Consider the following 24,159-nt stretch of genomic DNA (forward strand, 5'->3'; position numbering starts at 1 on the left):
GTCTGGTCAGGCGGCGGAACGGTAGCTGCGCGCGACGAGCGCGGAGCGCAGATACCACAGACCCGACGGCTGGGTCGGATCGAAACCGGTGAGCTGGCCGATCCGCTTGAGCCGGTAGTCGACGGTGTTGGTGTGCACGTGCAGCACCCGCGCGGTGCGCTGGCGGTTGAGGTTGTTGGCGATGTGGCGCTGCAGGGTCTCCAGCAGCTCGGGGTACTGATCCAGCGGGTCGAGCAGCGAACCGAGGAACTCCCGGCCGGGGCCGGGGCGGGTCAGCTGGTACTCCAGGGCCAGCTCGTCGAAGCGGTAGAGCCCCGAGGTGACCTCGAGTCGCTGCACCATGTCGAGCAGTTCGTGGGCCTGGTCGGCGGCGTCGGGGACGCCGGTCGTCGAGGTCTCGACCATCGCCGCGGTGATCCCGACCTGGGCGGCCTGGGAGAGCTGGGCGACCAGCGCGGCCAGGCCCTCGCGGTCGAAGGTGTCGGCGGGGATGAGCACCGTGCCGCCGTCGACACTGAGCAGCGACAGCGCCGAATCCCCGCAGCGCTTGGCCAGTTCGGCCTGTACGCGACGCAGCTTGCGGCGGGCGACCACCTTCGCGTCGAGCGCGGGGTTGGCCTCCTCGCGGTGCGGCGGGATCGCCAGCGCGAGCACCGCGTAGGTTTCGGCGATCGCGATGCCGCACTCGCGGGCCATCGTGGAGGTGCTGTGCCCGCCGAGCAGCGCCGAGGTGAGCGTGTGCACCGCGGTGTGGTGCTCGCTGACGACACCGCGCAGCTCGCGCACGTAGGCCAGCGACACCTGCGCGGTGATGGTGTCGAGCATTTCCATCACCATCTTCACGCCGTCGACCAGGTTGTCGTAGTCCTTCACCGACGCGTTGGCCACGACCAGGTCCAGTCCGATCTTGAAGCCCTCGGCGATCGAGTGGTGGATCGTGTCGATCGGCACGCCCTCGCGGGCCCAGCCGCTGGCCGCGTCCTGCAGGCGCTGCAGTTTGTTCGGGATGTCGCGGCCGTCGAGCATGCTGACGGCGAACTCGAGGCAGATCCGGGTGATGGTGGTGACGTCGCCGGAGATGGCGTCGCCGGGCAGCGTGCCGCAGGGGACGACATTGGCGACGAAGTGGCCGACCATCTGCCGGGAGAGGGCACGGACGTCCTTCAACGGCGACGACATCGGCTGACCCGAGATGGTCAGCGATTGCCGGGGTGGATTATCGACGGACATCTGTGTTCCCTTCGCCCAAATTTCGGCTCTGCCCCCGCTGTCCAGCGACTTCACCCTAGCCAACCGGCGCCGATGCCGGAATGGAACGTCAGGTAATGGGTCGTGGACCCATGCTTGCCTGCCTGCTTGGTGAGCGATCACAAGGCTGGTCCATCGGTATGAGTGGTTGTAGAGTTCTCCGCGCCGGAACGAACCGATAGGGGGCACCACCATGCGACCTGCCGTCCGTTGTCTGGTCTGGGAACTGGACGAAACCCTGTGGGACGGTGTGGTCCACGACGCGACCAGCACCACGCTGCGCCCGCAGGCACTGCGCACGCTCACCAAGCTGAGCGAGCGCGGTGTGCTGCATGCTGTCGCGGCACGTGGTGATCGTTCGCGCACGCTGCGGACGCTCTACCGGCACGGGCTGTACGAGATGTTCTCGGCGGTCGAGGTGGGCTGGGGCCGCAAGTCGGCCTCGATCGTGCGGATCGCCGACACCCTCGGGCTCGGCCTGGAGGGGATGGCGTTCCTCGACGCCGAGCCGGTGGAACGCGCCGAGGTCTCGCGCGCGCTGCCGATGGTGCGCTGCTATGCCGCCCGCAATGTCGACATGCTGCCGCTGCTGCCCGATTTCCGGCACGACCTGCGCTCGGGCCCGGTGCCGACCCCGCCGCTGGGGTTCGCGCGCGTGCCCGCGCTCTGACCGACGCGAGTTCGCCTGCGCGCGCTGCGTTTACGCACCGGCTGCGGCATCGCAACCGGTGCAAACTTGCACAGAGTGCCAAAACGGCGCTGCCGCATGGGTTCAGGACTGGTCGGGCAGCAGCGCCAGCGTGAGTTCGGCGAGCCGATCCGGGGCGGCGACCACGTCGTAGGCCGCGATCCGGCCCGCGTGAACGGTGAACGTGACGGCGAACAGCGGCTTGCCTCCCTGTGCCACCACCAGTCCGGGCCGCCCGTCGACGAGGAGCAGCACGGCGTCACGCGACCGCTGCCGCAGCACCAGCGTGCCCTCGGCGACCGCGGCGGCGCCACGGACGAGCGCCGCCATCCCGGGCGGTAGCGCCGCCGGATCGGCCGTGCGCACCACGTCCGGTGCGAGCACGGCCAGCAGTTCGCCCAGATCACCCTCGCGAGCCGCCTTCAGGAACGCCGCCACCGCGACGCGCTGTTCCGCGAACTCGGCCTGCTCGACGCGAGCCGGCGCGTGTACCCGGAGCCGGGCGCGGCTGGCGAGCTTCTTGGTGGTGGCCGGTGTCCGCCCGAGCATCGGCGCGATGTCCGCGAACGGCACGGCGAACAGATCGTGCAGAACGAACGCGACCCGTTCCTCCGGCCCGAGCACATCGAGGACTACCAGCATGGCCCGTCCGACCGAATCCGCCAGCAGCGCTTCGTCCTCGGGATCGGCGCCGGGTCCGGTGGCGCGCGCGTCGACGGCCGCCGTCTCGGTGGTCTCGGCGCGTTGCGCGCGCACGCGCAGGGCGTCCAGGCAGATCCGGGTCACGACCGTGGTCAGCCAGCCGTCGAGATTGGCGATCTCGGCCGCGGCCACCCGATCCAGCCGCAGCCAGGTCTCCTGCACCGCGTCGTCGGCCTCGGCGGCCGAGCCGAGCATCCGGTAGGCGATGTTGCGCAGTCGGGTGCGCCGCTGCTCGAAGGCCAGCGCGAGCGAATCCGCGCGCATCGGTCACCTTTCGGTCGGGCCGTTCGTCACACACGACGACGGCGACTGCCGTCGATCACCGTAGACCGGAGGAACCGTCCAATGCACACCAGCTATGTCGTCGTCACCGTGCTCGCCGCACTGGCCGCACTCGCCGCCGCCGCGATCGATGTCGTCCGTGCCGACTGGGTGCGCGAGAACATGCGCCACTACGGCGTCGCGCCGTGGACACTCACCCCGTTCGCCGTGATCAAGGCGGCCGGTGGGCTGGGCCTGCTCGCCGGTCTGGCCTACCGCCCACTGGCCGTCGCGGCCGCGGCCGGGCTGGTGCTGTACTTCGTCGGCGCCGAGCTCACCGTGCTGCGGGCGCGCTGGTACGCGCACCTGGGCTACCCGCTGCCGTATCTGCTGCTGGCGGCCGGGTCGCTGGCACTGGCCTTGGCGTGAGGTGGTGGTGGGGGNNNNCCCCCCCCCCCACCACGGGTTCAGGACTCGGCCAGGATGAAGTCCGCGGCCTGCTCACCGATGAAGATCGCCGGGGCATTGGTGTGCCCGCGGATGATCAACGGCATCACCGAGGCATCGGCGACGCGCAGACCCTCGACACCACGCACCTTCAGGTCCGGGGTGACGACGCTAGCGGCGTCGGTGCCCATCCGGCAGGTGCCGACCGGGTGGTACAGGGTGTGCGAGAACTTCTCGATGGTCAGCGCCATGGTCTCCTCGAGATCCGCGGGCGCCTCCGGCGGGTAGATGAGCACACCCAGCGCGCTCTTGAGCGCGGGCTGCTCGACGAGCCCGGCGCAGACCCGCAGGCCGGTCATCAGCGCGGCGCGGTCGGCGCCGTCGGCATCGGACAGGTACTGCGGATCGATGACCGGCTTGGCCGTCGGATCGGCCGAAGCCAGGCCGATCCGGCCACGGCTGCGCGGGCGCAGCAGGATGGCGCCGACGACGACACCGTGTTCGGTCGGCTCGACCAGACCCTCGTGATAGAACGGCGCCGGCGCGTAGATCAGCTCCAGATCGGGGTGCTCGAGCTCGGGCTCGCTGCGCACGAACCCGTACGCCTCACCGACATTGGAGGTGAGCATGCCGCGATGCCGGACGAAATAGTTGAGCAGCTCGAGCGGCTTCTCCGCCGTGAACAGCGAATCCGACTCGACGCTGTAGCCGAGCGCGGCGATCAGATGGTCCTGCAGATTCGCGCCGACCTCGGGGGAGTGGGCGACGACCTCGATGCCGTGCCCCTCGAGCTCCTCCTTGTCGCCGATGCCCGAAAGCTGCAGCAGCTGCGGGCTGTTCACCGCACCACCACACAGGATGACCTCGCGGTTCGCGGTCACCGTCTGGGTCTGCCCGTCGTGCAGGTACTCCACGCCGGTGGCCTTGGTGCCGTCGAACAGCACCCGGGTGGCCAGCGATTCGGCGCGCACGGTCAGGTTCGCGCGCTTCATCGCCGGTCGCAGGTAGGCATCGGCGGTGCTCCAGCGCCTGCCGTCGCGCTGGGTCACCATCGTCTGCGCGAAGCCCTTGGGCGCGGGCCGGTTCGGCGACTCGAGCTCGTGCCCTGCCTGGCGCACGGCCTCGAGGAACGCGTGCGTCGAGGCGCGCGGGCTGCGCTGGCGCTGCACGTGCAGCGGTCCCTTCGAGCCCTCGTCGGGGAACTGCGCGTCCTGCACGTTCTCGATCTTGCGGAACTGCTCGACGGCGGCCGCGAAGTTCCACTGCTCACCCGCGAGGAGCCCCCACTCCTCGTAGTCGGCGCGGAAGCCGCGCACCCACATCATCGCGTTCATCGACGACGAGCCGCCGAAGGTCTTGCCGCGCGGCCAGTAGATCTGGCGGTCGCCGAGGCCGGGCTGGGGTTCGGTCAGATAGTCCCAGTCACGTTCGGTGCGGAACAGCTTCGAGAACGCCGCCGGAATATGGGCGTACTTGTCGTCGTCGGCCGGACCGGCCTCCAACAGGACAACCGTGGTATCAGGGTCGGCGCTGAGCCGATTCGCGAGCACCGCCCCCGCGGACCCGGAGCCGACGATCACGTAATCCGCGGACGTCCCACCTGCTTGCACTGTCCAACTCCGATCCTGCACTGCATCTGTCGTAGCCAACTGGTCGCGTCGGCGCGCGGACTGAAAAGCCCGCGAGCACAGCCGGACTCGTCGTCCGGCCGACGCGCTGCAAGCAGCGTAGGCGACAGTGCGGCTTCGGGGGTGCCGCGCGCGTCAGTCGGTTCCCGCCGCCGCGGCGGCTTTGCCCGCCCGGCGGCCGTAGAAACTGCCGTCGCCGAGCGAGGCGCCGCTGACGTAGCCGTACGCGCACAGCCCTGACGTGCAGCGACCCGCCGCGTAGAGGCCCTCGATCGGCTCACCGCTGACGTGCAGCACCCGCGAGTCCAGATCGGTACGCAGTCCGCCGAGGGTGAACCCGGCGGTGAGCCCGCGCAGGTCGAAGCCTGCCAGCGGCGGCGTGATCGGGCGGACCCACTCCGGCTTCTTGCCCAGCAGCGGGTCGCTGCCGTTCTCGGCGTGCCGGTTGTAGGTGGCGACGGTGGTCTGCAGTGTCTGTTCGGGCAGGCCCATCTCGGACTCGAGCTCGGCCACGGTCTCGGCGACCCATTTCGGCGGGACACGGAAGAACGGCGTGGAGCTCTCGGTCGTCAGGGCTTCCTCGAGCGAGGCCTCGTCGATGACGAGGAAGGCCTGGTTGTCGTTCTGCAGCAGCGTCGCCTGACCGATCCGGCCCGGGTAGGTGTCCTCGGTGACATACCGCTGACCGCGTCCGTTGACGAGGATGCCGCGCGCCATCAGCTGCGGATCGCCGAAGATGGCGACCTCGCTGGCGTCCATGTGCGCCAGCTCGGCGCCGAGCGCGTGCGCGACCCGGATGCCGATGCCGTCGTGTTCCTCGATGGCCGCGCCGGGCCTGCCGCTCAGGCGCGGGGTGTAGCGGTCGATCATCTCGGTGTCGTAGGCGAAGCTGCCGGTCGCCAGGACCACACCGCGCGCGGCCCGCACGGCGACGGGCTTGCCGTAGGTGGTCGCCAGCACGCCGACCACGCGGTCCTGGTCGTCGACGATGAGCCTGCGGATGCGGGTGTCGTACTCGACGGCGACGCCGAGGTCGGCGACGGTGTCGGCGAGAGGCTTCATCAGCATGTAGCCGCCGCCCCGTTCCCCGGTCTTCTTGTCGGCCATCTGCGGTACGTGGCCGCGGGGCGCCGGCTTGGCGACATCGAGGAACGGCGCGGCGTTCTCGCCGCCGGAGTACATCAGCCCCTCGTCGTGCGGCGGCTCCCAGCCGGGCTCACCCCAGAACGACTCCTTGAACGGCACCCCGCACTCGACGAGCCAGTTGTAGTGCTCGACGCTGCCCGCGCAGTAGTCCTCGATCTTGGCCTCGTCGACGCCGGGCCCGAGCGCGGCGGTGAGGAACGCGGCCATGTTCTCCGGGGTGTCGTCGAACCCGAGCGCCTGCTGGAGCGGGGTGCCGCCACCGAGGTAGACGAAGCCGCCCGCCAGCGCCGCGGCGCCGCCCCAGCCGCCGGTCCGTTCCAGGACGAGCACCTTCGCGCCCGCCCTGGCGGCCTCGATCGCGGCGCACACGCCGGCGATGCCGAACCCGGCCACCACCACGTCGGCCTCGAAATCCCAGTGCGTCACGGCGTTCGCGCGCAGCGGGCGGACGGTGTCGATCCGGTGGGGCTGTTCGGTCACGTGTTCCTCCGGTGCTCGGGTGCGTACCCGAAATGGTGCCGCTAACCGCGCGACAAAACAAGAACGTGTTACAGAACTTCCCGCCCAGCGGGACACTTGCGCCCCGGTCGGGCTCCGGTACGGTGGCGATCGAACCGACATAGACGAGATCTGGTGGTGTTGTGGTGAGCGCGAACATTCGAGACATTGCGGTGCAGACCCTGAGCGGGGCCGACACCACGCTGGGCGAGCTGGCGGGTGACCGGGCGGTGCTGCTGGTCAACGTGGCCTCCAAGTGCGGGCTGACCCCGCAGTACACCGGCCTGGTCGAGCTGCAGAAGACCTACGGTGAGCGTGGCTTCACGGTGGTCGGCGTCCCCTGCAACCAGTTCATGGGACAGGAGCCGGGCACCGCCGAGGAGATCCAGGAATTCTGCTCGGTCACCTACGGCGTCGACTTCCCGCTGCTGGCCAAGGTCGACGTCAACGGCGACGACCGCCACCCGCTCTACACCAGCCTGGTCGAGACCCCGGCCGCCGACGGCAGCGCGGGCGATATCCAGTGGAACTTCGAGAAGTTCCTGATCGGCCGCGACGGCACGGTCGCAGGCCGCTTCCGCCCGACCGTCACCCCGGACGCGAGCGAGATCGTCACCGCGATCGAAGCCCAGCTCTGAGCTACTGCGCGTTCGCCGGCAGCGCGTACTGCGCGGCGGCCTGCTGCCGCACACCCGCGGCCGCCGCGCGTGCCCCTCTACCTGCCTGATGTCACACTGCGTCCGCGTCTTTCGTCGTCTCCACGAACAACACACCGACGAAGGAGCAACGAATGCGGATCGCAGTGATCGGGGCGAGCGGACGGATCGGCCGCGAGGTGGTCGACGTTCTGAAGAACAACGGCGACGACATCGTCGAGATCACCCGCACGGCAGGCGTCGACGTGCTGACCGGCCACGGTCTCGCCGCCGCGCTCGCCGGGGTCGAGCTGGTCGTGGACGCGGTGAACGCCGAAACCACCGACACCGCGGCGGTGACCGAGTTCTTCCGCACGATCGCCCGCAATGTCCAGCAGGCCGCGGCGGCGGCAGGCGTGCGGCGCATCGCGGTGGTCTCGATCATCGGCATCGATGCCTTCGCCGCGGGCCACTACGCGGGCAAACTCGCCCACGAGCGCGCCTACCAGGAGGGACCGGTGCCCGTGCGCATTCTGCGTGCGGCGCAGTTCCACGAGTTCACCGAGATGATGCTCGACTGGACCACGGTCGGCGACCGGGCCGAAATACCGGCCTACCGGGCGCAATTGGTCGCCGCGCGCACGGTCGCCGAGCACCTGGCCGAGCTCGTCCGCACCGACGGACCCGCCGTGGTCGAGGTCGCGGGCCCGCAGCAGTGGCGGCTCGTAGACGCGGTGGCACGGGTCGCCGCCCGGCGCGGCGCACCGGCCCAGGTGGTCGAAGTGCTCGACGCCACCGATCCGGATCACCACCTGCAAGCCGAGGGTGCGTTGCTGCCCGGACCCGGCGCCGTCATCGCGGGCCCGACCTTCGAGGAGTGGCTCGAGCGCAGGTGAGCGTAGTCGGGTTAGCTTCTGTGCCAACGGAATAGATGCTCTACGCTGAATTCGTACAGACGGTCCGAAGCCCGGAGGCGCCCGATGTCGCAATCCTCTGCCGCCTACCCCAGCGCCGTTCCGGTCGGGGTGGACACCACGCGCGCGAGCATCGCGCGCGTCTACGATGCCGCACTCAACGGCAAAGACAACTACGAGGTGGATCGCGAGGTGCTGGCCCAGGTCCGCACCGTCGCACCGCAGGTCAACGACTTGGCCTGGGCCAACCGCGATTTCCTCATCCGCGCGTGTCGATTCCTGGCCAAGGCGGGGATCGACCAGTTCCTCGATCTCGGCTCGGGCCTGCCCACCGCCGAGAACACCCACCAGGTGGTCCAGCGGGTCAACCCGCAGTCGCGGGTGGTCTACGTCGACAACGATCCGTCGGTGCTCGTGCACGCGCGGGCCCTGCTGGCCGGTAACAGCCGCACCCGGATCGCCGAGGCCGACATCTTCCGCCCGCTCGAGGTCCTCGGCAACGAGACGGTCCGCACCGAACTCGACTTCACCCGCCCGCTGGCGCTGTTCCACATCGGCACCCTGCACCACTACCTGGGCGAGGACGGCCCCGCGCTGATGCAGACCTACATCGACGCACTGCCCTCGGGTTCGTTCGTGGCCATCGCCCACTTCCACGACCCGCAGACGCCCGAATACAGCGAACTGGCCCGCAAGATGGAAGAGAAGTTCATCCACAGCCCGATGGGCAGCGGCCGCTTCCGCACCAGGGACGAGATCGGAGCCATGTTCGGCGACCTGGAGATGGTCGAACCCGGCCTGGTCCGCTGCGACGACTGGTGGCCCGACGGCCCGCACCTGGCCCCGCTCAACGACGTCCGACACTGCATCGTCGGCGGGATCGGCCGCAAACGATAGCGCCGCAACGGATATCGGCACCACCTGGAAACCGGGTTCGGCGACGACGGACGATTTGGTCGAGCGCGCATTGTACAGGATGAGCGACGATTGAACTACTGTCGCCGACGGTGTCATCTCTGCTTGAATGGATTCATGTGCCGGTGGATGGCGTACTCGGGTGAGCCGATCCTCGCCGAGGATCTGTTGTTCCGCCCTGAACACTCGCTGATCGACCAGAGCCTGCACTCACGTCTGGGCGCGACCACCACCAACGGTGACGGCTTCGGTGTCGGCTGGTACGGCATCGGCGCCGAGCCCGCGGTGTACAAGAGCATCGAACCGGCCTGGAACGATCGCAATCTGCGGGAGATCGCGGGTCAGGTGCGCACACCGATGCTGCTCGCGCACGTTCGAGCCTCGACCGGGACGGCCGTGCAGCGCAGCAACTGTCACCCGTTCCGGCACGGGCGGTGGCTGTGGGTGCACAACGGCGCCCTGCGCGGCTTCCACGAGACCCGGCGTGACCTGCTGGCGGCCGTCGAACCGGCGCTCTTCGCCGAGATCGAGGGCTCGACCGACACCGAAACCCTGTTCTACCTGGCCTTGACGTTCGGTCTCGTCGACGATCCCTTCGGTGCTGTCGCCCGCGCGGTCGGTTTCGTCGAGGACGTCGGACACGCGTACGGAGTCGACCATCCGGTGCAGATGACCGTTGCGACCACCAATGGCGAATTCCTGTGGGTCTTCCGCTATTCCAGTGAGCGGCAATCGCGATCACTGTTCTTCTCGACCGAACTGTCCGCGTTGCGGGCACTGCACCCCGAGGTCGAGGTGCTGCGCGAGCTGGGTTCCGAGACCCGATTCGTGGTCTCGGAGCCGCTGCGCGACCTGTCGGGCGCGTGGAACGAAGTGCCGGAATCGTCGGCGGGGGTGGTGGGCGCCGGTGCCGATGCGATTCGTTCCTTCGAGCCGATCGCACCGGGCTGAGCTCAGCGCTACGGGGGATCGGTGATGGTGCGGTCCGGAAGGAACGTGGCGGCGAGGAAGCCGAGGAGCCCGATACCGGCGAGGGTGATCATCGCGGCGGCGTAGGCCCGGCCGGTGAGACCGGCGACGAGGATGGTGCCGGTCAGGGCGGTTCCGAGGGAGGAGCCGAGATTCGACACGCTGCGGGACAGGCCCGAGATCTCGCCCTGTTCCTCCTCGGTGAAACTGGACTGGACCACCGTGACCGACGGGGTGAGCATGAGTCCGAGCCCGAGTCCGATCAACAGGAGCCCCGGTGCGAAGGCCCACGGGTTCAGGGAACGGCCGGCCAGCGCGAGCAGGACGACGATGCCGAGGACGCTGACCACAAAGCCTGCTCTGATCAGAGTGCGTTGAGGGTGCCTGCGCGCCAGACGTGCTGCGGCCAGCGACGTCGCGAGCAGGCCGAGCGTCGCGGCCGTGAAGATCACTCCGGTCTCGATGGCGTTGTACCCGCGCACGACCTGGAGATAGGCCGCCACCACGAAGGAGGTGCCCATCAGCAGCATCCATTGCGTGAGTTGGGTGACCAGGCCGAGATCGGCGACGCGATCGGTGAACATACTCGTCGCGATCAGCGGCTCACGCCCGGCGCGCTCCTTGGCGCGGATGCTCAGCACGAAGCAGGCGAGTACCGCCGCACCCAGGGCCACCGAGGCGACCATCAGTCGAATGTTGTTGTCGGCGGACTGGATTCCGAGCACGATCAGAGTCAGCCCGACCGCCGACAGCACCGCGCCGGTGATGTCGAAGGGCTTGCTCGGATCCGGTGGGAGCGGGTCGTCGATGCGGCGGCCGAGCACCACGATGAGCAGGACGACAGTGGCCTGGAACAGGAACGCCGAACGCCAGCTCAGTGCGGTGGTGATGAGGCCACCGATCAGCGGTCCCGCCGCCGCGCCGAGGCCGCCCATCGCCATGACCACCCCGAATGCCTTGGCGCGCGATGCGGTGTCGGTGAACAACAGGGTGGTCAGGATGTAGACGGGAGGTATCAGCAGGGCGGTGCCGATACCTTGGAGAATGGAGTAGCCCAGAATCAGCACACCGAGCCCCGGCGCCACCGCGCTGAGCAGTGCTCCGATGCCGTACAGCAGCAGTCCGGCCAGAAAGCAGCGCTTGCGCCCGTATCGCTCGGTGAGTTTGCCACCGGGGATCATCAACGCGGCCATCACCAGCAGGAAGACCGTAATCGCCACCTGCACGCCCTGCACGGTGGTGTCGAGGTCGACGCTGATGTCGTTGATCATCACATTCATGTTCGAGCCCGCGAAGCTACAGATGAACTGCGCCGAAGCCAGTGGTATCAGCACCCCGCGCGGGGCGCTCATGACTTCGGGACCGCTCGTCCGCGACACCGGATCACCCGGCCGTCGGTCTGGTCCCGGCCACGCCGCGATCGAGTTCGCCGTGTTCGGCGGTCGGTGGGTGCGCGCTCACAAGCACTCCTCGATGGGTGGGCCACAGAGATCCGAGGCCAAGCGAACCACCTACAGACCGGTCGCGACATCACCCGGAACGGGTGAACCGAGTGTGTTCAGTGTGCCGACTCGAGTCGGCGCAGTCGTTCGGCATCGATGATGCTGATGGTGTCGTCGTCGATGCTGATCAGGTCGTGGCGTTCGAACTCTTTGAGGGTCTTGGTCAACGACGGGCGTTGCACACCGAGCATGGCGGCGAGGGTGCGCTGGGCGAGGTGGACCGAACCGTCGACGGCCTCGTCGAGCAGCAGCTGGGCGACCTGGGTGGGCAGCGGGCGGCCGAGCATGTTGATCAATCGTCCCTGACCGGCCGAAACCCGCTGGGCGACGCTGGAAAACCAGCGGCGGGCGATCGCGGGATCGTTGGCGAGCAGCGCCTCGAAGGCCGAAGCCGGCAGGAACATGCAGCTCGCTTCGGTGAGCGTGCGCGCGGTGTAGGCCAGTGGCATCCCCAGCAGCAGGGCGATGTCACCGTCGACGTCGCCGGGACGAAGCACATCGACGACCGTACGACCCCGCTCGGAGCCCACCGACAATTCGACCCGGCCTTGCTTGACCATCCACACCCCGTCGGCGGGTGCACCCGCGGAGAACACCAGCGTCCCGGCCGCGAGTGGCCCGATCTCGACCCGGTCGGCGAGTTCGGTGAACTCACCGAGGTTCAGTGGCGCGGTCGGACCGCGGCCGGCGCATCGCGCGATCCAGGCCGCATGACGCAACTGGTCGTCGTCGAACGACTCCTCACCCATCGCGTGGACCAGGTGGGAGAACGCCCGATGGCTGTGGATCATCGCTGACTCCTGGTCGTAGACGAACCCGTCATCCGCTGACAATTATCCTCGCGAAGACGACGGAAGGCGATGGCGGCGCTACCGCCGCGCACCACGTCTCGGGCGCGTAACTCTCATCGGCGCCAATCGGTGGGGGTGAACTGTTCGATGTGCACCCGCTGGGCGGGAATTCCTGCCGCGGTCAGTTGCGCGCGCACCGTATCGAGGAAACCGTCACCACCGCACACGTAGATCTCGGCGTCGCCGGGCAGGGCGATCGCCGACAGATCCAGCCGGCCCCGATGCGCGCCGTCTGTTTCCTCGGCGTACCAGAACGCGACCTCAGCTCGGTCGAGACGGTCGACGAGGGCGAGCACCCGCGTGCGCAGGGGATGGGTGTCGGCGCTGCGATCGGCGTGCAGCACCTGAACCGGCCTACCCGGATCACGGGCCGCGAGATGTTCGAGGATTCCCACCATCGGAGTCACGCCGACGCCCGCCGAGATCAGCACCAGCGGTGTGGTGGCGTCCGGGTCGATCGTCAGATCGCCGAAAGGCAGCGAGATCTCGAGTGTGTCGCCGGTCGCGACCCGCTCGTGCAGCCAGGTCGACACCTCACCGGCCGGGCATCCCGGTGTCGCGGCGACCCGTTTGACCGCGAACGCCAGCGTGCCGTCCCCACCCGCCTCGATCAGGCTGTACTGCCGCAGTTGCCGCGCGCCGTCGGGTAGTCGCACCCCCACCGAGATGTATTGCCCCGCAATGAATCCAGGGAGTTCTTCGGCCGGGTTGACGGCACGGACCCGGAAAACGGCGACACCTGCCGGATCGTCGCTGCGCTCGGTCACCGTCACAGTGCGAAACATCTGACCCGGCTGCACCCCGGCCTCGATGTAGAGCTGCTTCTCCAGATCGATCAGCGCGTCGGCCATCAGCCAGTACACCCGATCCCACGCGTCGGCGACCGGCGCGGTGACCACGTCCGCGCCGAGAACCTCCACGATCGCGGCGAACAGGTTGTCGTGCACCACCTGGTACTGATCGGCGGTGATGCCGAGGGAGGCGTGCTTGTGCCCGATCCTGGACAGCATGGCCGACGGATGTGGCAGGGCGGGGTCGACGAGGTAGGTCGCGAAGGTGGCGATCGAGGCGGCCAGCGCGCGGGACTGACTGCCCTGGGCCTGGTTGCCGCGATTGAACAGATCGCGCAGCAATGCGGGGTGGTTGCCGAACAGGGTCCGGTAGAAGACGGTGGTGATCTCGTCGACGGCGGCGGCGATCGCCGGGAGTGTCGCGCGCACGATCTCGGCCTGCGCCGGAGCGAGTTCGGGGTGTGAGCGGGTGGGTGCGGTCATCAGGGCTCCTCGGCGTCAGCGGGCGCGCGGTGCGATGTCCGCGCGCGCAACGGCAGCAGCTGTCCGGCCGAACCGGCGACGAGATCGGCCACCGTGAACCGGTCGAGCTCGCGATAGAACGCCTCGGCGGCCTGCGCCAGGACATGGCGCAGACGGCACCCCGCGATCATCGGGCACGACGGCGGCCCCGCGCAGTCGACGACCTCGGGACGTTGTTCCAAGTGCCGGATCAATGTCCCGAGCGTCGTCGAGCGCGCGGTGTCGGTGAGCACCAGCCCGCCGCCGCGGCCGCGGGTCGTCGCGATCACGCCGATCTCGACGAGCCGGGCCACCACGGTGGACACGGTGCGTTCGGAGGCGCCGACCTGGTGGGCGATCGCCTTGATCGTCACCCGGTCGCCCGCCTGGTCGGCCGCGGCCAGTCGCATTACGGCGCGCAGGCCGATATCGGTCGACGCGGTCAGCTGCATGGCTTCGACGCTACCGCCCGGCGAACCCCGTATTCGCCCTGATCAGCGGTGTCTTCGATTACGCACGGCGCTGCGTAATTGCCGTCACAGCGGGGCGTGAGCCCTCGGCGATGACGCAGGCGGCCCGCAGGCTCCCACCGGGTCGAAGGCGGGTGATAGGGGCTTTGAGGCAGAATGTGGAGGTGATCGAGAGACCGAAGCCGAAGTTCGAGGCACTGTCCGTTCTGGGAACGGCGGGTGCCGCGACGCCTGTCAGCGGTTAGTTCGATGTCGGACCAGGATGCCGGGGCAGGTTCGCGAGGGAACCTGGCGGAAGTCGATTCGATGCGCTGGAGCGGCTGCGGCGGAAGTGAGAAGAGATGAAGGCCTCCGAAGATGGTCCTGGTGCGTCCGAGGGCCGGGCGTCGAACGTTGTCCGGCTGCCGAGGCGGCCGCGCCGAGGCCGAGAGGATGTCGGCGAAGCCCGGCGCCGGCCTTGGCCCCCGGAGGCTGTCTACGATCCGGCACCTACCCGTCCGGTGACTCGAGCGGAGTTGCAGAGCTCGGGTTCGTGGCCGGTCGACGCCGCGGCGCAGGCGGGCGAGAACGCCGAGCATGAACACAACGTCATCGACCTCGGCGCGTCGCGCCGGCGACGTGCCGGTACCGACGATGCGCCCAGGGGTGCTCGGCCGAGGGTGATGCCGCGCAGAATCGGGCCGAAGCAGGGCGACGACGATGCCACACGGCCGGACAGACCCGTCCGAGATGACCAGTGAAGTGACCTGGTAACCGAGCGACCGCGTGTCGCGATCTCGCACCATCGCTGAACCTTCAGGAGGGTGAGCGATGGTTCGAACACATCTCATCCGAATCGGTGCGCGAAACCTGTGACGGGTTTACGAATCGAGTGTTATCTTAATTGCTAAGCAAGCGCTTAGTGATTTTGCCGGGTGAGGGAATGACTGACTACTGCTGTCCTGACCGGGTGCTCGGATCTGATCGGAGAGGACATCGACATGTCGTTCAACCTGGCCACCATCCTGCGAGATTCGACCGCTGAACGGCCCGACGCGCCCTTTCTGCACGCGGGGGAGCGGACGTTGACCTACCGGGACGTGGACGAGAGTTCCGGTCGGATCGCGCGATCGCTGCGGGACCGCGGTCTCGCGCCCGGCGACAAGGTGGCCGTCCAGCTGCCCAATGTCCCCGAGTTCGTCACCACCTACTTCGCCATCCTCAAAGCGGGGTTGGTGATGGTGCCGTTGAATCCGCTGTTCACCGCGCGGGAGATCGAACACCACCTGACCGACAGTGGGTCACGAATGCTGGTCACCTCCACGTTCTCGACCGCCTCGGCGCTGGACGGCGCCGCACGCGCCGGCGTCACCGACATCGTGGTCGTCGGAGAGGATCCGTCGGTCGGTACCGAAGCCTTCGATCGCCTGCTGGAGGCTGAGGTTTTCGACGGCCTGCATCCGGCGACGGCGGACGACACCGCGGTCCTGCTCTACACCTCGGGAACCACGGGGCGCCCGAAAGGCGCTGAGCTCACGCACTTCTCGCTCTTCATGAATTGCACGATGGCGCCCCGCCATTTCGGCATGACCCCCGAGGACGTGACCCTCGGCGTGCTGCCGCTGTTCCATGTGTTCGGCCTGTCGAGCGTGCTGAACACCGCCGCACGGTTCGGTAGCAGCGTCGCGCTGCTGCCGCGTTTCGAGGTGGAGGCCGCCCTCGACGCGATGCAGAAGCACAATGTCTCGGTGTTGATCGGGGTGCCGACGATGTTCACCGCCTTCCTCGGCACCGATCTCGCCGACCGCGAGATCGGCTCGTTGCGCGCGGCGGTGTCCGGCGGCGCGTCGATCCCCGGCGAGGTCATTCGCGGATTCGAGGAGAAATTCCCCGGCGTGGTGATCCTCGAAGGCTACGGCCTTTCCGAGACGTCGAGCAGCGCGTGCTTCAACATCAGTGCGGCCGAACGCAAGGTGCTCTCGATCGGCAAGCCGATCTGGGGTGTGGAGATGACGATTCTCGGCACGGACGGCGCGGCGCTGCCTGCCGGTGCCGAGCACGTCGGTGAGGTGGTCGTGCGCGGCCATTGCGTGATGAAGGGGTATTTCAACCGTCCCGAGGCGACGGCGCAGACCATCCGCGACGGGTGGCTGCACACCGGCGATCTGGGGTATCGCGATGGCGACGGATTCTTTTTCATCGTCGACCGGCTCAAAGACCTCATCGTGCGCGGCGGCTACAACGTGTATCCGCGCGAAATCGAAGAGGTCCTCTACGATCACCCCGACATCGTGGAAGCCGCGGTGATCGGTCGGCCCGACCCGCGTCTCGGTGAGGAGGTCGAGGCCTTCGTGGTGCTGCGACCCGGCAGCACCGTCGACGAGCAGGCGCTGACCGCCTACACCAGACAGCATCTGGCCGCCTACAAATACCCGCGCACGTTCCACCTGATGCCCGAGCTCCCGAAGGGCGCCACGGGCAAGATTCTCAAGCGCGAGCTGCGCCGGGGCTGAATTCGGTCCGGCTCATCCGTTCCCGACGGGAGCGAGGAGCCGGATCACGCCGTCGAGGATCTCGTCGATCCTCTCGGGTCCGAAATCCTGGAGTTCCAGCGGTGTGACGACCGCGAATCCATCGCCCATCGCGCCGATTTGATCGGCGAGGACTGCGGCGGGGATGTCGTCGCGGATCGTGCCGCGGCGCTGGCCTTCCCGGACGATCTCGGCGAAGCGCGCCCGGTAGTCGGCATAGCGCCGGACCAGGGTGTCTTTCAATTTCGCGTCGAACTGCAGGTTGGCCAGCAGTTGCGACATCACGATGGAGAATTCGGGTTCCCCGACCGACATCTCGAACCATCGCTGCACCAGCGTGCGGATATCGGCCTCCGGCGCGACGGAATCGAGCAGCTTGTCAAAGCGGTCGAAGCGGCTCTCCGCGAGCGCGAGGACGAGGTCGCCTTTGTTGGCGAAATAGTAGGTCACCGCGCCTGTGGTGTATCCCGCGCGTTCGGCGACTTTGCGCAGGGACGTTTTGGCGAACCCGTGCTCGGCGATGACCTTGGTCGCCGCGGCGAGCAGCTCAGCCCGCTTCTCCTCGTGATCGCCCACCGGGCGTCCGGGCCCCCGCGCCGGACGTGCCGGTAGCGCGGGGTCCTCCGGGCTGTTCTGCGTCAGCATGGTTCACATCATCACATCGTCGTTGCCTCTGTTCGACTCTCGGGCACGTGGCGGTGCAGGAAATGCACGACGATGTGATCCAGCTGCTGTCGACGGCAACGGGCCGCCGGGCCTTTCCTGGCCCGGCGGCCCACCTGCGTCGGGGCGTGATCAGTCGGTCGTTCGGAGCTCGTTCGCCGATACCTCTTCCAGCGATCTGTTGGCTGTCTTCGGACCCAACCCGAACACCACGAGCGCGGACACGACGTACACCGCGGCAGCCCCGATCATCAGGCCGGATCGGTCCAGCCCCCACTCGTCGGCGCTGTAGATGGCGGCGCCGAGAACGCCGGACACGACGCCACCGAACCGGCCGATACTGAAGATCACGCCGGTGCCGAGACCACGTGCCTCGGTCGGCATCGTCTCGGGAATGTAGGCGTAGTACACGGAGAAGACGACACCGGTGAGAATTCCCGCCGCGCCGCCCGCGATGGCCACGACGAGGTTGCTGGTGGCCAGGCCGAGCGCCAGGATCGGCAAAGCCGAGGCCAGCGACGACCACAGAATGAGCGTCTTGCGTTCCACCCGGTCGATCAGGAGCGCGGTGGCCAGCGGGGTGACCGCATAGACGAGGGACCAGACGAACTGGAGGCTGTAGGCGTCGGACTCGGAGTAGTGCAGCGAATCGATCAGCACATACACCGACCAGTTCTGATACATGTACAGGCCGAGCGTGGCGCCGAACCAGCCGAAGCCGACAATGGCGACCAGGCGCAGGATGTTCCGGTTCCGCAGCAGTTCACGCAAGGTGAAGTTGGTGCCGGCTTCGGCGCGGACGATCGGCTCCGGCAACGGCTTCCCCGCGCGCACGGCATGAGCCTCGAGGTCGGCGACCTGCTTGTCGGCCGCGTCGAGGTCACCCTGGGCGACTTGCCAGCGCACCGATTCCGGGAGCAGGAAGCGGATGGCGGGAGCGATGATCAGACCGATGGCGCCGAACAGGAACAGATAACGCCACGTGCCGGGAGCGCTGTTGGGCAGCAGGAACAGCGCCAGCGCGCCGAGGACCGGCGCGGTGACGGTGAAGGCGATCGTGGCGACGGCGACGAATCGTCCCCGGGATCTCGCGGGGAACATCTCGGCGATGTACACCAGCAGGATCGAGGTCGCCGCCTGCACGCCGATGCCGGTGATGATGCGGGAGAGCAGCATCCAGGAATACTCGGGCAGGGCCGCCGACATCAGGGAGGCCAGCGAATAGACCACTGTCGCCCACACCAGCACCGTGCGGCGGCCGAATCGGTCGGCCAGCCGTCCGCCGATGAGCGCGCCGATGAGCATGCCGACGAAGAATGCGCTGCCGATCGTGCCGATCTGGCCCGTGGTGAGGTTCGCGTCGGACTGGAGTGCGGGCGCGATGTAGATGAACAGGCCGTTGTCGTAGTACTCGATCATCAGGTTGACGGCGATCAGCGCGATCCACACGATGTGTGGCTTCAACACGGGAAGCCGGTCGAGCCGGGCGACGATGTCGGGTCCGTGCGGACGCGGGCTGACACGGTCGGTGAGGGTGGGCTGTTGTGTCACGGTGTGCTCACTGAAGTCGATCACGCCTTCGCGGCGTGATGGGGATGGAGGCGTCGGCACGAAAGGGGACGCCTGCGAGCGGAATGGCCTCCCGTACCGGGGCGATACCCCTCGGTTCAACGGGTGACCCACACCACACTAACCGGCGGCCGTGATTTGCACAACAGTAGTTGTGTAAACTCTGGCCACCGGCCGCGCTGGCGACCCGGCGCACGTCGTTCGCCTCGCGGTCCTGAAAAGTGGGAGGTGGGAGAAATGGGATCATCGCAGCTCATCGAGATTCCCGTGCGCTGGACCGACGTGGATGCCTATCGACATGTCTCGCACATGGCTCTGGTCGGGCTCCTCGACGACGGGCGGGGTCGCTGGCTCGAGCGCGTCGTCGGTCTGCAGACGTCGAACTGGGACTATGTCGTCGCCCGACTGGAGGTGGACTTCCGTGCCCCCGCCGCCCTGGGTGAGTGGACGCTGTTCGGCTCGTTCGCGGTGGAGCACGTCGGTTCGTCCAGTGTCAGGTTGCGTGAACGGCTACTGACCGCGTCCGGGGTCGTAGTGGTCGACGCCGTCAGTGTGGTTGTCGCCTGGGATCGTGAACGATCCGCCGGCCGCCCGCTGGCCGGAGTGGAGAAGTCGCTGCTCGTCGCTGGGTAGTGGCCTGCGATGCCGCTGCCGGGATCGACGTGAATAATTTACAAAACAACTGTTGTGCAAATCGTGGGTGGTCGCTAGCGTGGTCGACGTCACCCCAAAGCAGTCAGGAGACACCATGATCGACGAATCGGTGAAGAAGGCCTTCTGGGAAGACGGCGCGACCGTCGTCCGCAACTTCCTCGACCCCGAACAGCTAGCGGAGCTGTACGAGGTCTTCCAGTGGAACGTCGCCAACCCGGGCCCGTTCGTTTTCCGGCGGCTCGACGGGACGAGCCTGCAGACCCACATCGACAATGCCAATCCCGCTGCCAAGGAACGGCTCGACGAGCTGATGACCCGGCTGCCGTTCGGCGAGTTCTTCGCCGAACTGTGGGATTCCGAGCATGTCTGGTACTTCGCCGAAGAGGTCTTCGTCAAGGAGAACGGCGCGAGCGGACGTGGGCCCTTCCATCAGGACACCTCGAATCTGCCGTGGGCGGGCCCGCACTGGGGCAATGCCTGGGTCTCGTTCCAGCACATCCCCAAGAAGAACTCGCTCGAGGTCGTGCGTGGCAGCTGGAAGGGGATCGAGTACGACGGTGCCAGCTTCGCCAACGCCGACGATCCGACCGACCCGCTCTACGGCGACGGATCGCTGCCACGGCTGCCGTGGATCGACAAGGACCTGGAAAAGGACCCCGACTCATGGGATCTCGTCTCGTTCGAGGTGAATCCCGGCGACGTGGTGTTCCTGCACCCGCGGTCGCTGCACGGTGGCGCGGCAGTCGATGCCGACTGCCCGGACCGCCACACCCTCGTTCTTCGCTTCTTCGGTGACGACGCGAAATTCCGGGAACTGCCGAGGACCAACCCCCGCTATGTCCGCAACGGCGTGCTCTTCACCGAGGAGATGGCGAAGCTGAACGAAGGCGACCCGTTCCGCTCACCAGTCTTCCAGCAGCTCGTCTGACCCTCACCGCCAGGAGTTTTCGATGTCCAAGCGTCAGTATTTCAATCCCGGAGCTCGTGCCGAGCGCTACCACGACGAGCTGCATTTCGCGACGGCCACCCGCGTCGGCGACCTGGTCTGGGTCTCCGGTCAGGTCGGTATCGACCCGGCCACCTCGGCGCCCGCCGAGGGCATCGAGGCGCAGGCCCGGTTCGCGTTCGAGGGCATCAAGCAGGCGCTGGAAGCGGCGGGCTCTTCGATGGACAACATCATCGAACTGCTCACCTACCACACCGATATGGCCCGCGACGGTGAGGTTTTCGGCAAGGTCAAGGACGAGTACATCAAGGCGCCGTACCCGTGCTGGACCGGAATCGGCGTCACTCACCTCGCCCGCCCGGAGTTCCTGTGCGAAGTCCGCGTCGTCGCCTACGCCAACGACTGAGGAGCGGTAGTGGATTCGACGCAGGCACGACGGATCGGTCTCTACGGAACCGGCCGCGCGGCCACCCAGCTCGTCGGTGCGATCGCGGCCAGTCCGCACACGCTGACCACCGCGATCGTCTTCTTCGACGAGCAAGCGGGTCGCGACATCGGCACGCTGACCGGTGGCCCGGCCCTCGGCGTCACCGCGACCACCGATCTGGAGGGCGCGATCCGTTCCGGAGAGTTCGACGTCCTGGCCTACGCGGGCCTGAAAGGTGAAGTTCTGCACCGGGCGATCGACCTGTGCGTCGATGCAGGCGTCGACCTTGTCCACGCCTGCTTCGTCCATCCCCGGGTGACTCTCGATCCCGAGCTGTACACCCGGTGGAATACGCGCGCCGCCGAAACCGGGGCCCGGGTCGTCGGCACCGGCATGCTGCCCGGCTTCTGGCTCGATGTACTGCCGGCGCTGCTGAGCAGCGCGCTGCCCTCGCCCGTATCGATCGTCGGCGAATCCCGGTCCGACATCACCCCGTGGGGCCGGGGCGTGCTGGCCGACGAAATGGGTCTCGGCACACCGGCCACCCCGGGCACGCCCGGCCCGGTGGGCGGTGTGCTGCACGAGTCCGCGGCGATGATCGCCGACGTCCTCGGCCTCACCGGGTATGAGACGAAGGTGGAGGGCGGCTTCGTGGTCGCCGACGCCGCCACCGAGGTGATCGGGATCGAGATAAGCCCGGGCGACCGGGTGGGATTCGATCAGGCCGCCGTGGTGATCCACGACGGTCGCGAACGTGTCCGCATCGCCTGGAAGGGCCTGCCCCAAGGATCGTTCGAGGGCTACCAGCGGTCGATGTTCGTCACCGCGACCGGCGGGGACGGCTCCGCATGCACCCTGAAGATCACTCCCGCACCCGACCCGTATCCGGGTACCGCGGCACGCATCGTGCACGCCGCCGGCGCGTTCGGGTCGTTGCCAGGCGGCCTGCACACCCCCGTGCAACTCGGTATCTGAACCTCCGCGCCGTCATCCGAAAAGGACAGGAGCACAACATGAATGGAAGTCCACTAGCGGACTGTGGCCCCCGGTACACCACCTTCACCGGTTGGGTCGACCGGCCGACCGACAGCACCGCGCCGTTGGACGCCACGACGAGCTGTGACGTCGCCGTGGTCGGTGGCGGTCTCGGCGGCATGGCGACCGCGCTGCGGCTGGCCGAGCGCGGGGCCGACGTCGTCCTGCTCGAATCGGATTTCTGTGGCTATGGCGCGAGTTCGCGCAATGCCGGACAGCTCTCGGCCAAGCCGACCGGCGAACCGCAGATCCTGGCGAAAGTGAACCCACAGCTGCTGCGCGACCTGGTCAGGTTCTCCGCGTCCTCGGTGCGGTTCGCCGAAGATCTGATCAAGCAGCTCGGCATCGAATGCGAATACGAAGCGGTCGGCAACGTGGGCGCCGCGGTCAGCAAGGGCCAGATGCGCAAGGCACAGCGCGACGCGCAGGCCCTGCTCGCCGCCGGCGCGCACCTGGAAGTCGGTGACCAGCACGAACTCGGCCTGCCCGATACCTTTCTCGGTGGCATGCTGACCCCTGCGGGGGGCACCATGAACCCCGGCCTGTTCACACTGGGTCTGCGTGGGGCGCTTCTCGGTTCGGGGGTGCGGGTGTTCGAGCAGTCACCCGTGCAGTCGGTGGAGGACGTCGGTTCGGCCGCGATGGTGATCACGCCGCTGGGCCGGGTACGCGCGAAGAAGGTCGTGCTGGCCAACAACGCGTGGGCTCCCGAGTTGGCGATCACGCCGCGACGGCTCTCACGGCCGGTGTGGGTCAACATGATCGAGACCGCGCCGGTCGAGCGCGAGCGCATCGTCGCCACCGGTTGGACCAGCCGCGCGGGCCTGGCGACCAAGCACAATGTGATGGAGAGCTACCACCTGACCCCGGCCGGCACGATCGCAGTGGGTGTTCGCCAGCTGAAGATCGGGAAGAACCCTGTCGTGGAACGTATCTCGGATCCCGACGTGGTCGCCGACCTCACCGATGCCTTCCGTGCTCGGTTCCCGTCGCTGCGCGATGTTGCCGTGACCAAGACATGGGGCGGCTGGATCGCGATGACGTCCTCGCGGGCACCCGTGGTCGGCAAGGCGTCGAAGAACGTCTACTACGCCATCGGCTGCAACGGTCACGGTCTCGGCCAGGCGCCCTACCTCGGGAGCCTGCTTGCCGATCACCTGACCAGCGACGAGATCCACGAGGACATGATGCCGTGGTGGCAGTCGGAGAACCGTTTCCCTCGTTCGCTGTACCTGCACAACCCGGTGCTGCGAGCGGCCTGGCTGGCCGACCGGATCGGTGACCGCCGCGTCGGCCGTTAGGTTTACGTTCGCCGAATCGCACTGTGCCCCTGTCGAATCGGAGTCGACTCACGCAGACGCTCGGCTGGGATTCCCCGCCGAGCGTTTGCGTTGATCCAGTCATCTGACAGTGGTCCGGTGAGCGCCTGGGCTACGCGGTCCGACCAGCCGCCCCTCCTGCACGTCCGGTACCGGATATCCGATGCCGGCGCCGTCAGGAGTTTCGTTGATACGATCTGGAATCGTGTTCGATAACTCGGTGAGTCCGAAGGCCTCCGCGCGTCCGGCGCCGGTGCAGCGCCGCGGAGTCGAGCGTGTGCAGGCGATACTGGAAGCGGCGGAGGCGCTGCTCCGTGAGCAAGGCTACGAAGCGGCGACGTTGAAGGCGATCGGCGAACGGACGGGCATCCCGCTGGCATCGATCTACCACTACTTCGCCGATCGCAACCATGTCGACGTCGAGTTGGCGCGCCGTCACTCGGAGGAGTTGAACCTCCGTATCACCGCTGCGTTCGAGCAGCGGTCCTCGAAGAACCTGGGCCAGGCCATCGACACGATCGTCGACCTGTCGCTCGCGTACTGCCGGGAGTTCCCGAGCTTCGTCGAACTCTGGTATTTCGGGCGTTCCCCGGCGATCGGCGAGGTCGTCCAAGCCTTCGACGAAGCGCAAGCCGAGAGGATCCGGCGCTATCTGATCGACCGGGGCTTCCTCGCGGACGACACTCCTGAGCTCGCCGTCGAGCTCGCGTTCGAAGCCGGTAGCCGGCTGTTCGACGTGGCATTTCGACGGTCGGTGTCCGGCGACGGGCCCACCATCTCCGAGTTGAAACGCCTGGTCACCGCCTACCTCGACACGTACTCGCCACAGCTGGAGAGCCGCGGCCGCGGGCGTTGAGCGACGAGGTCGCG

23 protein-coding genes are annotated in these 24,159 nt (G+C 67.8%); 13 read left to right on the plus strand and 10 right to left on the minus strand.

Features of this window, described 5'->3' with window-relative positions; all coding sequences use genetic code 11:
• Window positions 1-6: 6 nt before the first annotated feature.
• The gene (locus tag IEY60_RS14260) at window positions 7-1,230 is read right to left on the minus strand and encodes a PucR family transcriptional regulator (protein ID WP_189028159.1); all 1,224 of its coding nucleotides are present in this window, start codon (window positions 1,228-1,230) and stop codon (window positions 7-9) included.
• Between the two features lie 211 nt (window positions 1,231-1,441).
• Between IEY60_RS14260 and IEY60_RS14265 the strand changes: the two genes are divergently transcribed.
• Window positions 1,442-1,918, plus strand: a complete 477-nt coding sequence (locus IEY60_RS14265) for an HAD-IIIC family phosphatase (RefSeq protein ID WP_189028161.1) — start codon at window positions 1,442-1,444, stop codon at window positions 1,916-1,918.
• A gap of 102 nt (window positions 1,919-2,020) precedes the next feature.
• Here the strand turns inward: IEY60_RS14265 and IEY60_RS14270 are convergent, their stop codons facing one another.
• Window positions 2,021-2,902, minus strand: coding sequence for a sigma-70 family RNA polymerase sigma factor (locus IEY60_RS14270; protein WP_189028163.1), 882 nt, complete (start codon window positions 2,900-2,902; stop codon window positions 2,021-2,023).
• Between the two features lie 81 nt (window positions 2,903-2,983).
• Between IEY60_RS14270 and IEY60_RS14275 the strand changes: the two genes are divergently transcribed.
• The gene (locus IEY60_RS14275) at window positions 2,984-3,328 is read left to right on the plus strand and encodes a DoxX family protein (protein WP_189028165.1); all 345 of its coding nucleotides are present in this window, start codon (window positions 2,984-2,986) and stop codon (window positions 3,326-3,328) included.
• A gap of 38 nt (window positions 3,329-3,366) precedes the next feature.
• Here IEY60_RS14275 and IEY60_RS14280 read toward each other — a convergent pair whose 3' ends face one another.
• Window positions 3,367-4,956 (minus strand): GMC family oxidoreductase, encoded by a 1,590-nt coding sequence (locus IEY60_RS14280; protein ID WP_189028167.1) that lies wholly within the window; start codon window positions 4,954-4,956, stop codon window positions 3,367-3,369.
• A 153-nt stretch (window positions 4,957-5,109) separates the two neighbouring features.
• On the minus strand, window positions 5,110-6,600 hold the full coding sequence (locus tag IEY60_RS14285; RefSeq protein ID WP_189028169.1) for an FAD-dependent oxidoreductase: 1,491 nt from the start codon (window positions 6,598-6,600) through the stop codon (window positions 5,110-5,112).
• A gap of 161 nt (window positions 6,601-6,761) precedes the next feature.
• Between IEY60_RS14285 and IEY60_RS14290 the strand changes: the two genes are divergently transcribed.
• The 4 genes from IEY60_RS14290 (at window position 6,762) to IEY60_RS14305 (ending at window position 10,033) form a co-directional block, all read left to right on the plus strand.
• On the plus strand, window positions 6,762-7,256 hold the full coding sequence (locus IEY60_RS14290) for a glutathione peroxidase (RefSeq protein ID WP_189028171.1): 495 nt from the start codon (window positions 6,762-6,764) through the stop codon (window positions 7,254-7,256).
• Window positions 7,257-7,408: 152 nt separating this feature from the next.
• Window positions 7,409-8,149 (plus strand): SDR family oxidoreductase, encoded by a 741-nt coding sequence (locus tag IEY60_RS14295; protein ID WP_229739820.1) that lies wholly within the window; start codon window positions 7,409-7,411, stop codon window positions 8,147-8,149.
• Window positions 8,150-8,233: 84 nt separating this feature from the next.
• Window positions 8,234-9,064: an SAM-dependent methyltransferase gene (locus tag IEY60_RS14300; RefSeq protein WP_189028174.1), complete on the plus strand. Its 831-nt coding sequence runs from the start codon at window positions 8,234-8,236 to the stop codon at window positions 9,062-9,064.
• Window positions 9,065-9,211: 147 nt separating this feature from the next.
• Entirely contained in the window at window positions 9,212-10,033 is an 822-nt protein-coding gene (locus IEY60_RS14305; protein WP_189028176.1) for a class II glutamine amidotransferase, read from the plus strand.
• An 8-nt stretch (window positions 10,034-10,041) separates the two neighbouring features.
• Here IEY60_RS14305 and IEY60_RS14310 read toward each other — a convergent pair whose 3' ends face one another.
• The 4 genes from IEY60_RS14310 to IEY60_RS14325 form a co-directional block, all read right to left on the minus strand.
• Window positions 10,042-11,403, minus strand: a complete 1,362-nt coding sequence (locus IEY60_RS14310) for an MFS transporter (protein WP_189028178.1) — start codon at window positions 11,401-11,403, stop codon at window positions 10,042-10,044.
• Window positions 11,404-11,609: 206 nt separating this feature from the next.
• Window positions 11,610-12,344, minus strand: coding sequence for a Crp/Fnr family transcriptional regulator (locus tag IEY60_RS14315; protein ID WP_189028180.1), 735 nt, complete (start codon window positions 12,342-12,344; stop codon window positions 11,610-11,612).
• Between the two features lie 113 nt (window positions 12,345-12,457).
• Window positions 12,458-13,678, minus strand: coding sequence for a globin domain-containing protein (locus tag IEY60_RS14320; RefSeq protein ID WP_189028182.1), 1,221 nt, complete (start codon window positions 13,676-13,678; stop codon window positions 12,458-12,460).
• Window positions 13,678-14,148, minus strand: a complete 471-nt coding sequence (locus IEY60_RS14325; RefSeq protein WP_189028184.1) for an RrF2 family transcriptional regulator — start codon at window positions 14,146-14,148, stop codon at window positions 13,678-13,680. The genes IEY60_RS14320 and IEY60_RS14325 overlap by 1 nt, the downstream gene beginning before the upstream one ends.
• A gap of 998 nt (window positions 14,149-15,146) precedes the next feature.
• Here IEY60_RS14325 and IEY60_RS14330 point away from each other — a divergent pair.
• A complete protein-coding gene (locus IEY60_RS14330) occupies window positions 15,147-16,658 on the plus strand; it encodes a long-chain-fatty-acid--CoA ligase (RefSeq protein ID WP_189028186.1) in 1,512 nt (503 codons plus the stop codon).
• Between the two features lie 12 nt (window positions 16,659-16,670).
• On the opposite strand, the gene IEY60_RS14335 is transcribed toward IEY60_RS14330, so the two are convergent.
• Together IEY60_RS14335 and IEY60_RS14340 are read right to left on the minus strand one after the other, a co-directional pair.
• Window positions 16,671-17,321 carry a TetR/AcrR family transcriptional regulator gene (locus tag IEY60_RS14335; RefSeq protein WP_189028188.1) on the minus strand — a complete coding sequence of 217 codons (651 nt, stop codon included), beginning with the start codon at window positions 17,319-17,321 and terminating at the stop codon, window positions 16,671-16,673.
• A gap of 150 nt (window positions 17,322-17,471) precedes the next feature.
• A complete protein-coding gene (locus IEY60_RS14340; RefSeq protein ID WP_229739821.1) occupies window positions 17,472-18,890 on the minus strand; it encodes an MFS transporter in 1,419 nt (472 codons plus the stop codon).
• A gap of 255 nt (window positions 18,891-19,145) precedes the next feature.
• Between IEY60_RS14340 and IEY60_RS14345 the strand changes: the two genes are divergently transcribed.
• The 6 genes from IEY60_RS14345 (at window position 19,146) to IEY60_RS14370 (ending at window position 24,145) form a co-directional block, all read left to right on the plus strand.
• Complete coding sequence (locus IEY60_RS14345) at window positions 19,146-19,541, plus strand: acyl-CoA thioesterase (protein ID WP_189028204.1); 396 nt, start codon at window positions 19,146-19,148, stop codon at window positions 19,539-19,541.
• 115 nt (window positions 19,542-19,656) lie between these two features.
• The gene (locus tag IEY60_RS14350; RefSeq protein ID WP_189028206.1) at window positions 19,657-20,490 is read left to right on the plus strand and encodes a phytanoyl-CoA dioxygenase family protein; all 834 of its coding nucleotides are present in this window, start codon (window positions 19,657-19,659) and stop codon (window positions 20,488-20,490) included.
• Window positions 20,491-20,512: 22 nt separating this feature from the next.
• Window positions 20,513-20,914, plus strand: coding sequence for a RidA family protein (locus IEY60_RS14355; protein WP_189028208.1), 402 nt, complete (start codon window positions 20,513-20,515; stop codon window positions 20,912-20,914).
• A gap of 9 nt (window positions 20,915-20,923) precedes the next feature.
• Complete coding sequence (locus tag IEY60_RS14360) at window positions 20,924-21,910, plus strand: hypothetical protein (protein ID WP_189028210.1); 987 nt, start codon at window positions 20,924-20,926, stop codon at window positions 21,908-21,910.
• Window positions 21,911-21,948: 38 nt separating this feature from the next.
• Window positions 21,949-23,271: an NAD(P)/FAD-dependent oxidoreductase gene (locus IEY60_RS14365; protein WP_189028212.1), complete on the plus strand. Its 1,323-nt coding sequence runs from the start codon at window positions 21,949-21,951 to the stop codon at window positions 23,269-23,271.
• A gap of 223 nt (window positions 23,272-23,494) precedes the next feature.
• Window positions 23,495-24,145, plus strand: coding sequence for a TetR/AcrR family transcriptional regulator (locus tag IEY60_RS14370; protein WP_229739822.1), 651 nt, complete (start codon window positions 23,495-23,497; stop codon window positions 24,143-24,145).
• Window positions 24,146-24,159: the final 14 nt, after the last annotated feature.

Origin of the sequence: Nocardia rhizosphaerihabitans (assembly GCF_014646295.1) — a bacterium.
GTDB lineage: Bacteria > Actinomycetota > Actinomycetes > Mycobacteriales > Mycobacteriaceae > Nocardia > Nocardia rhizosphaerihabitans.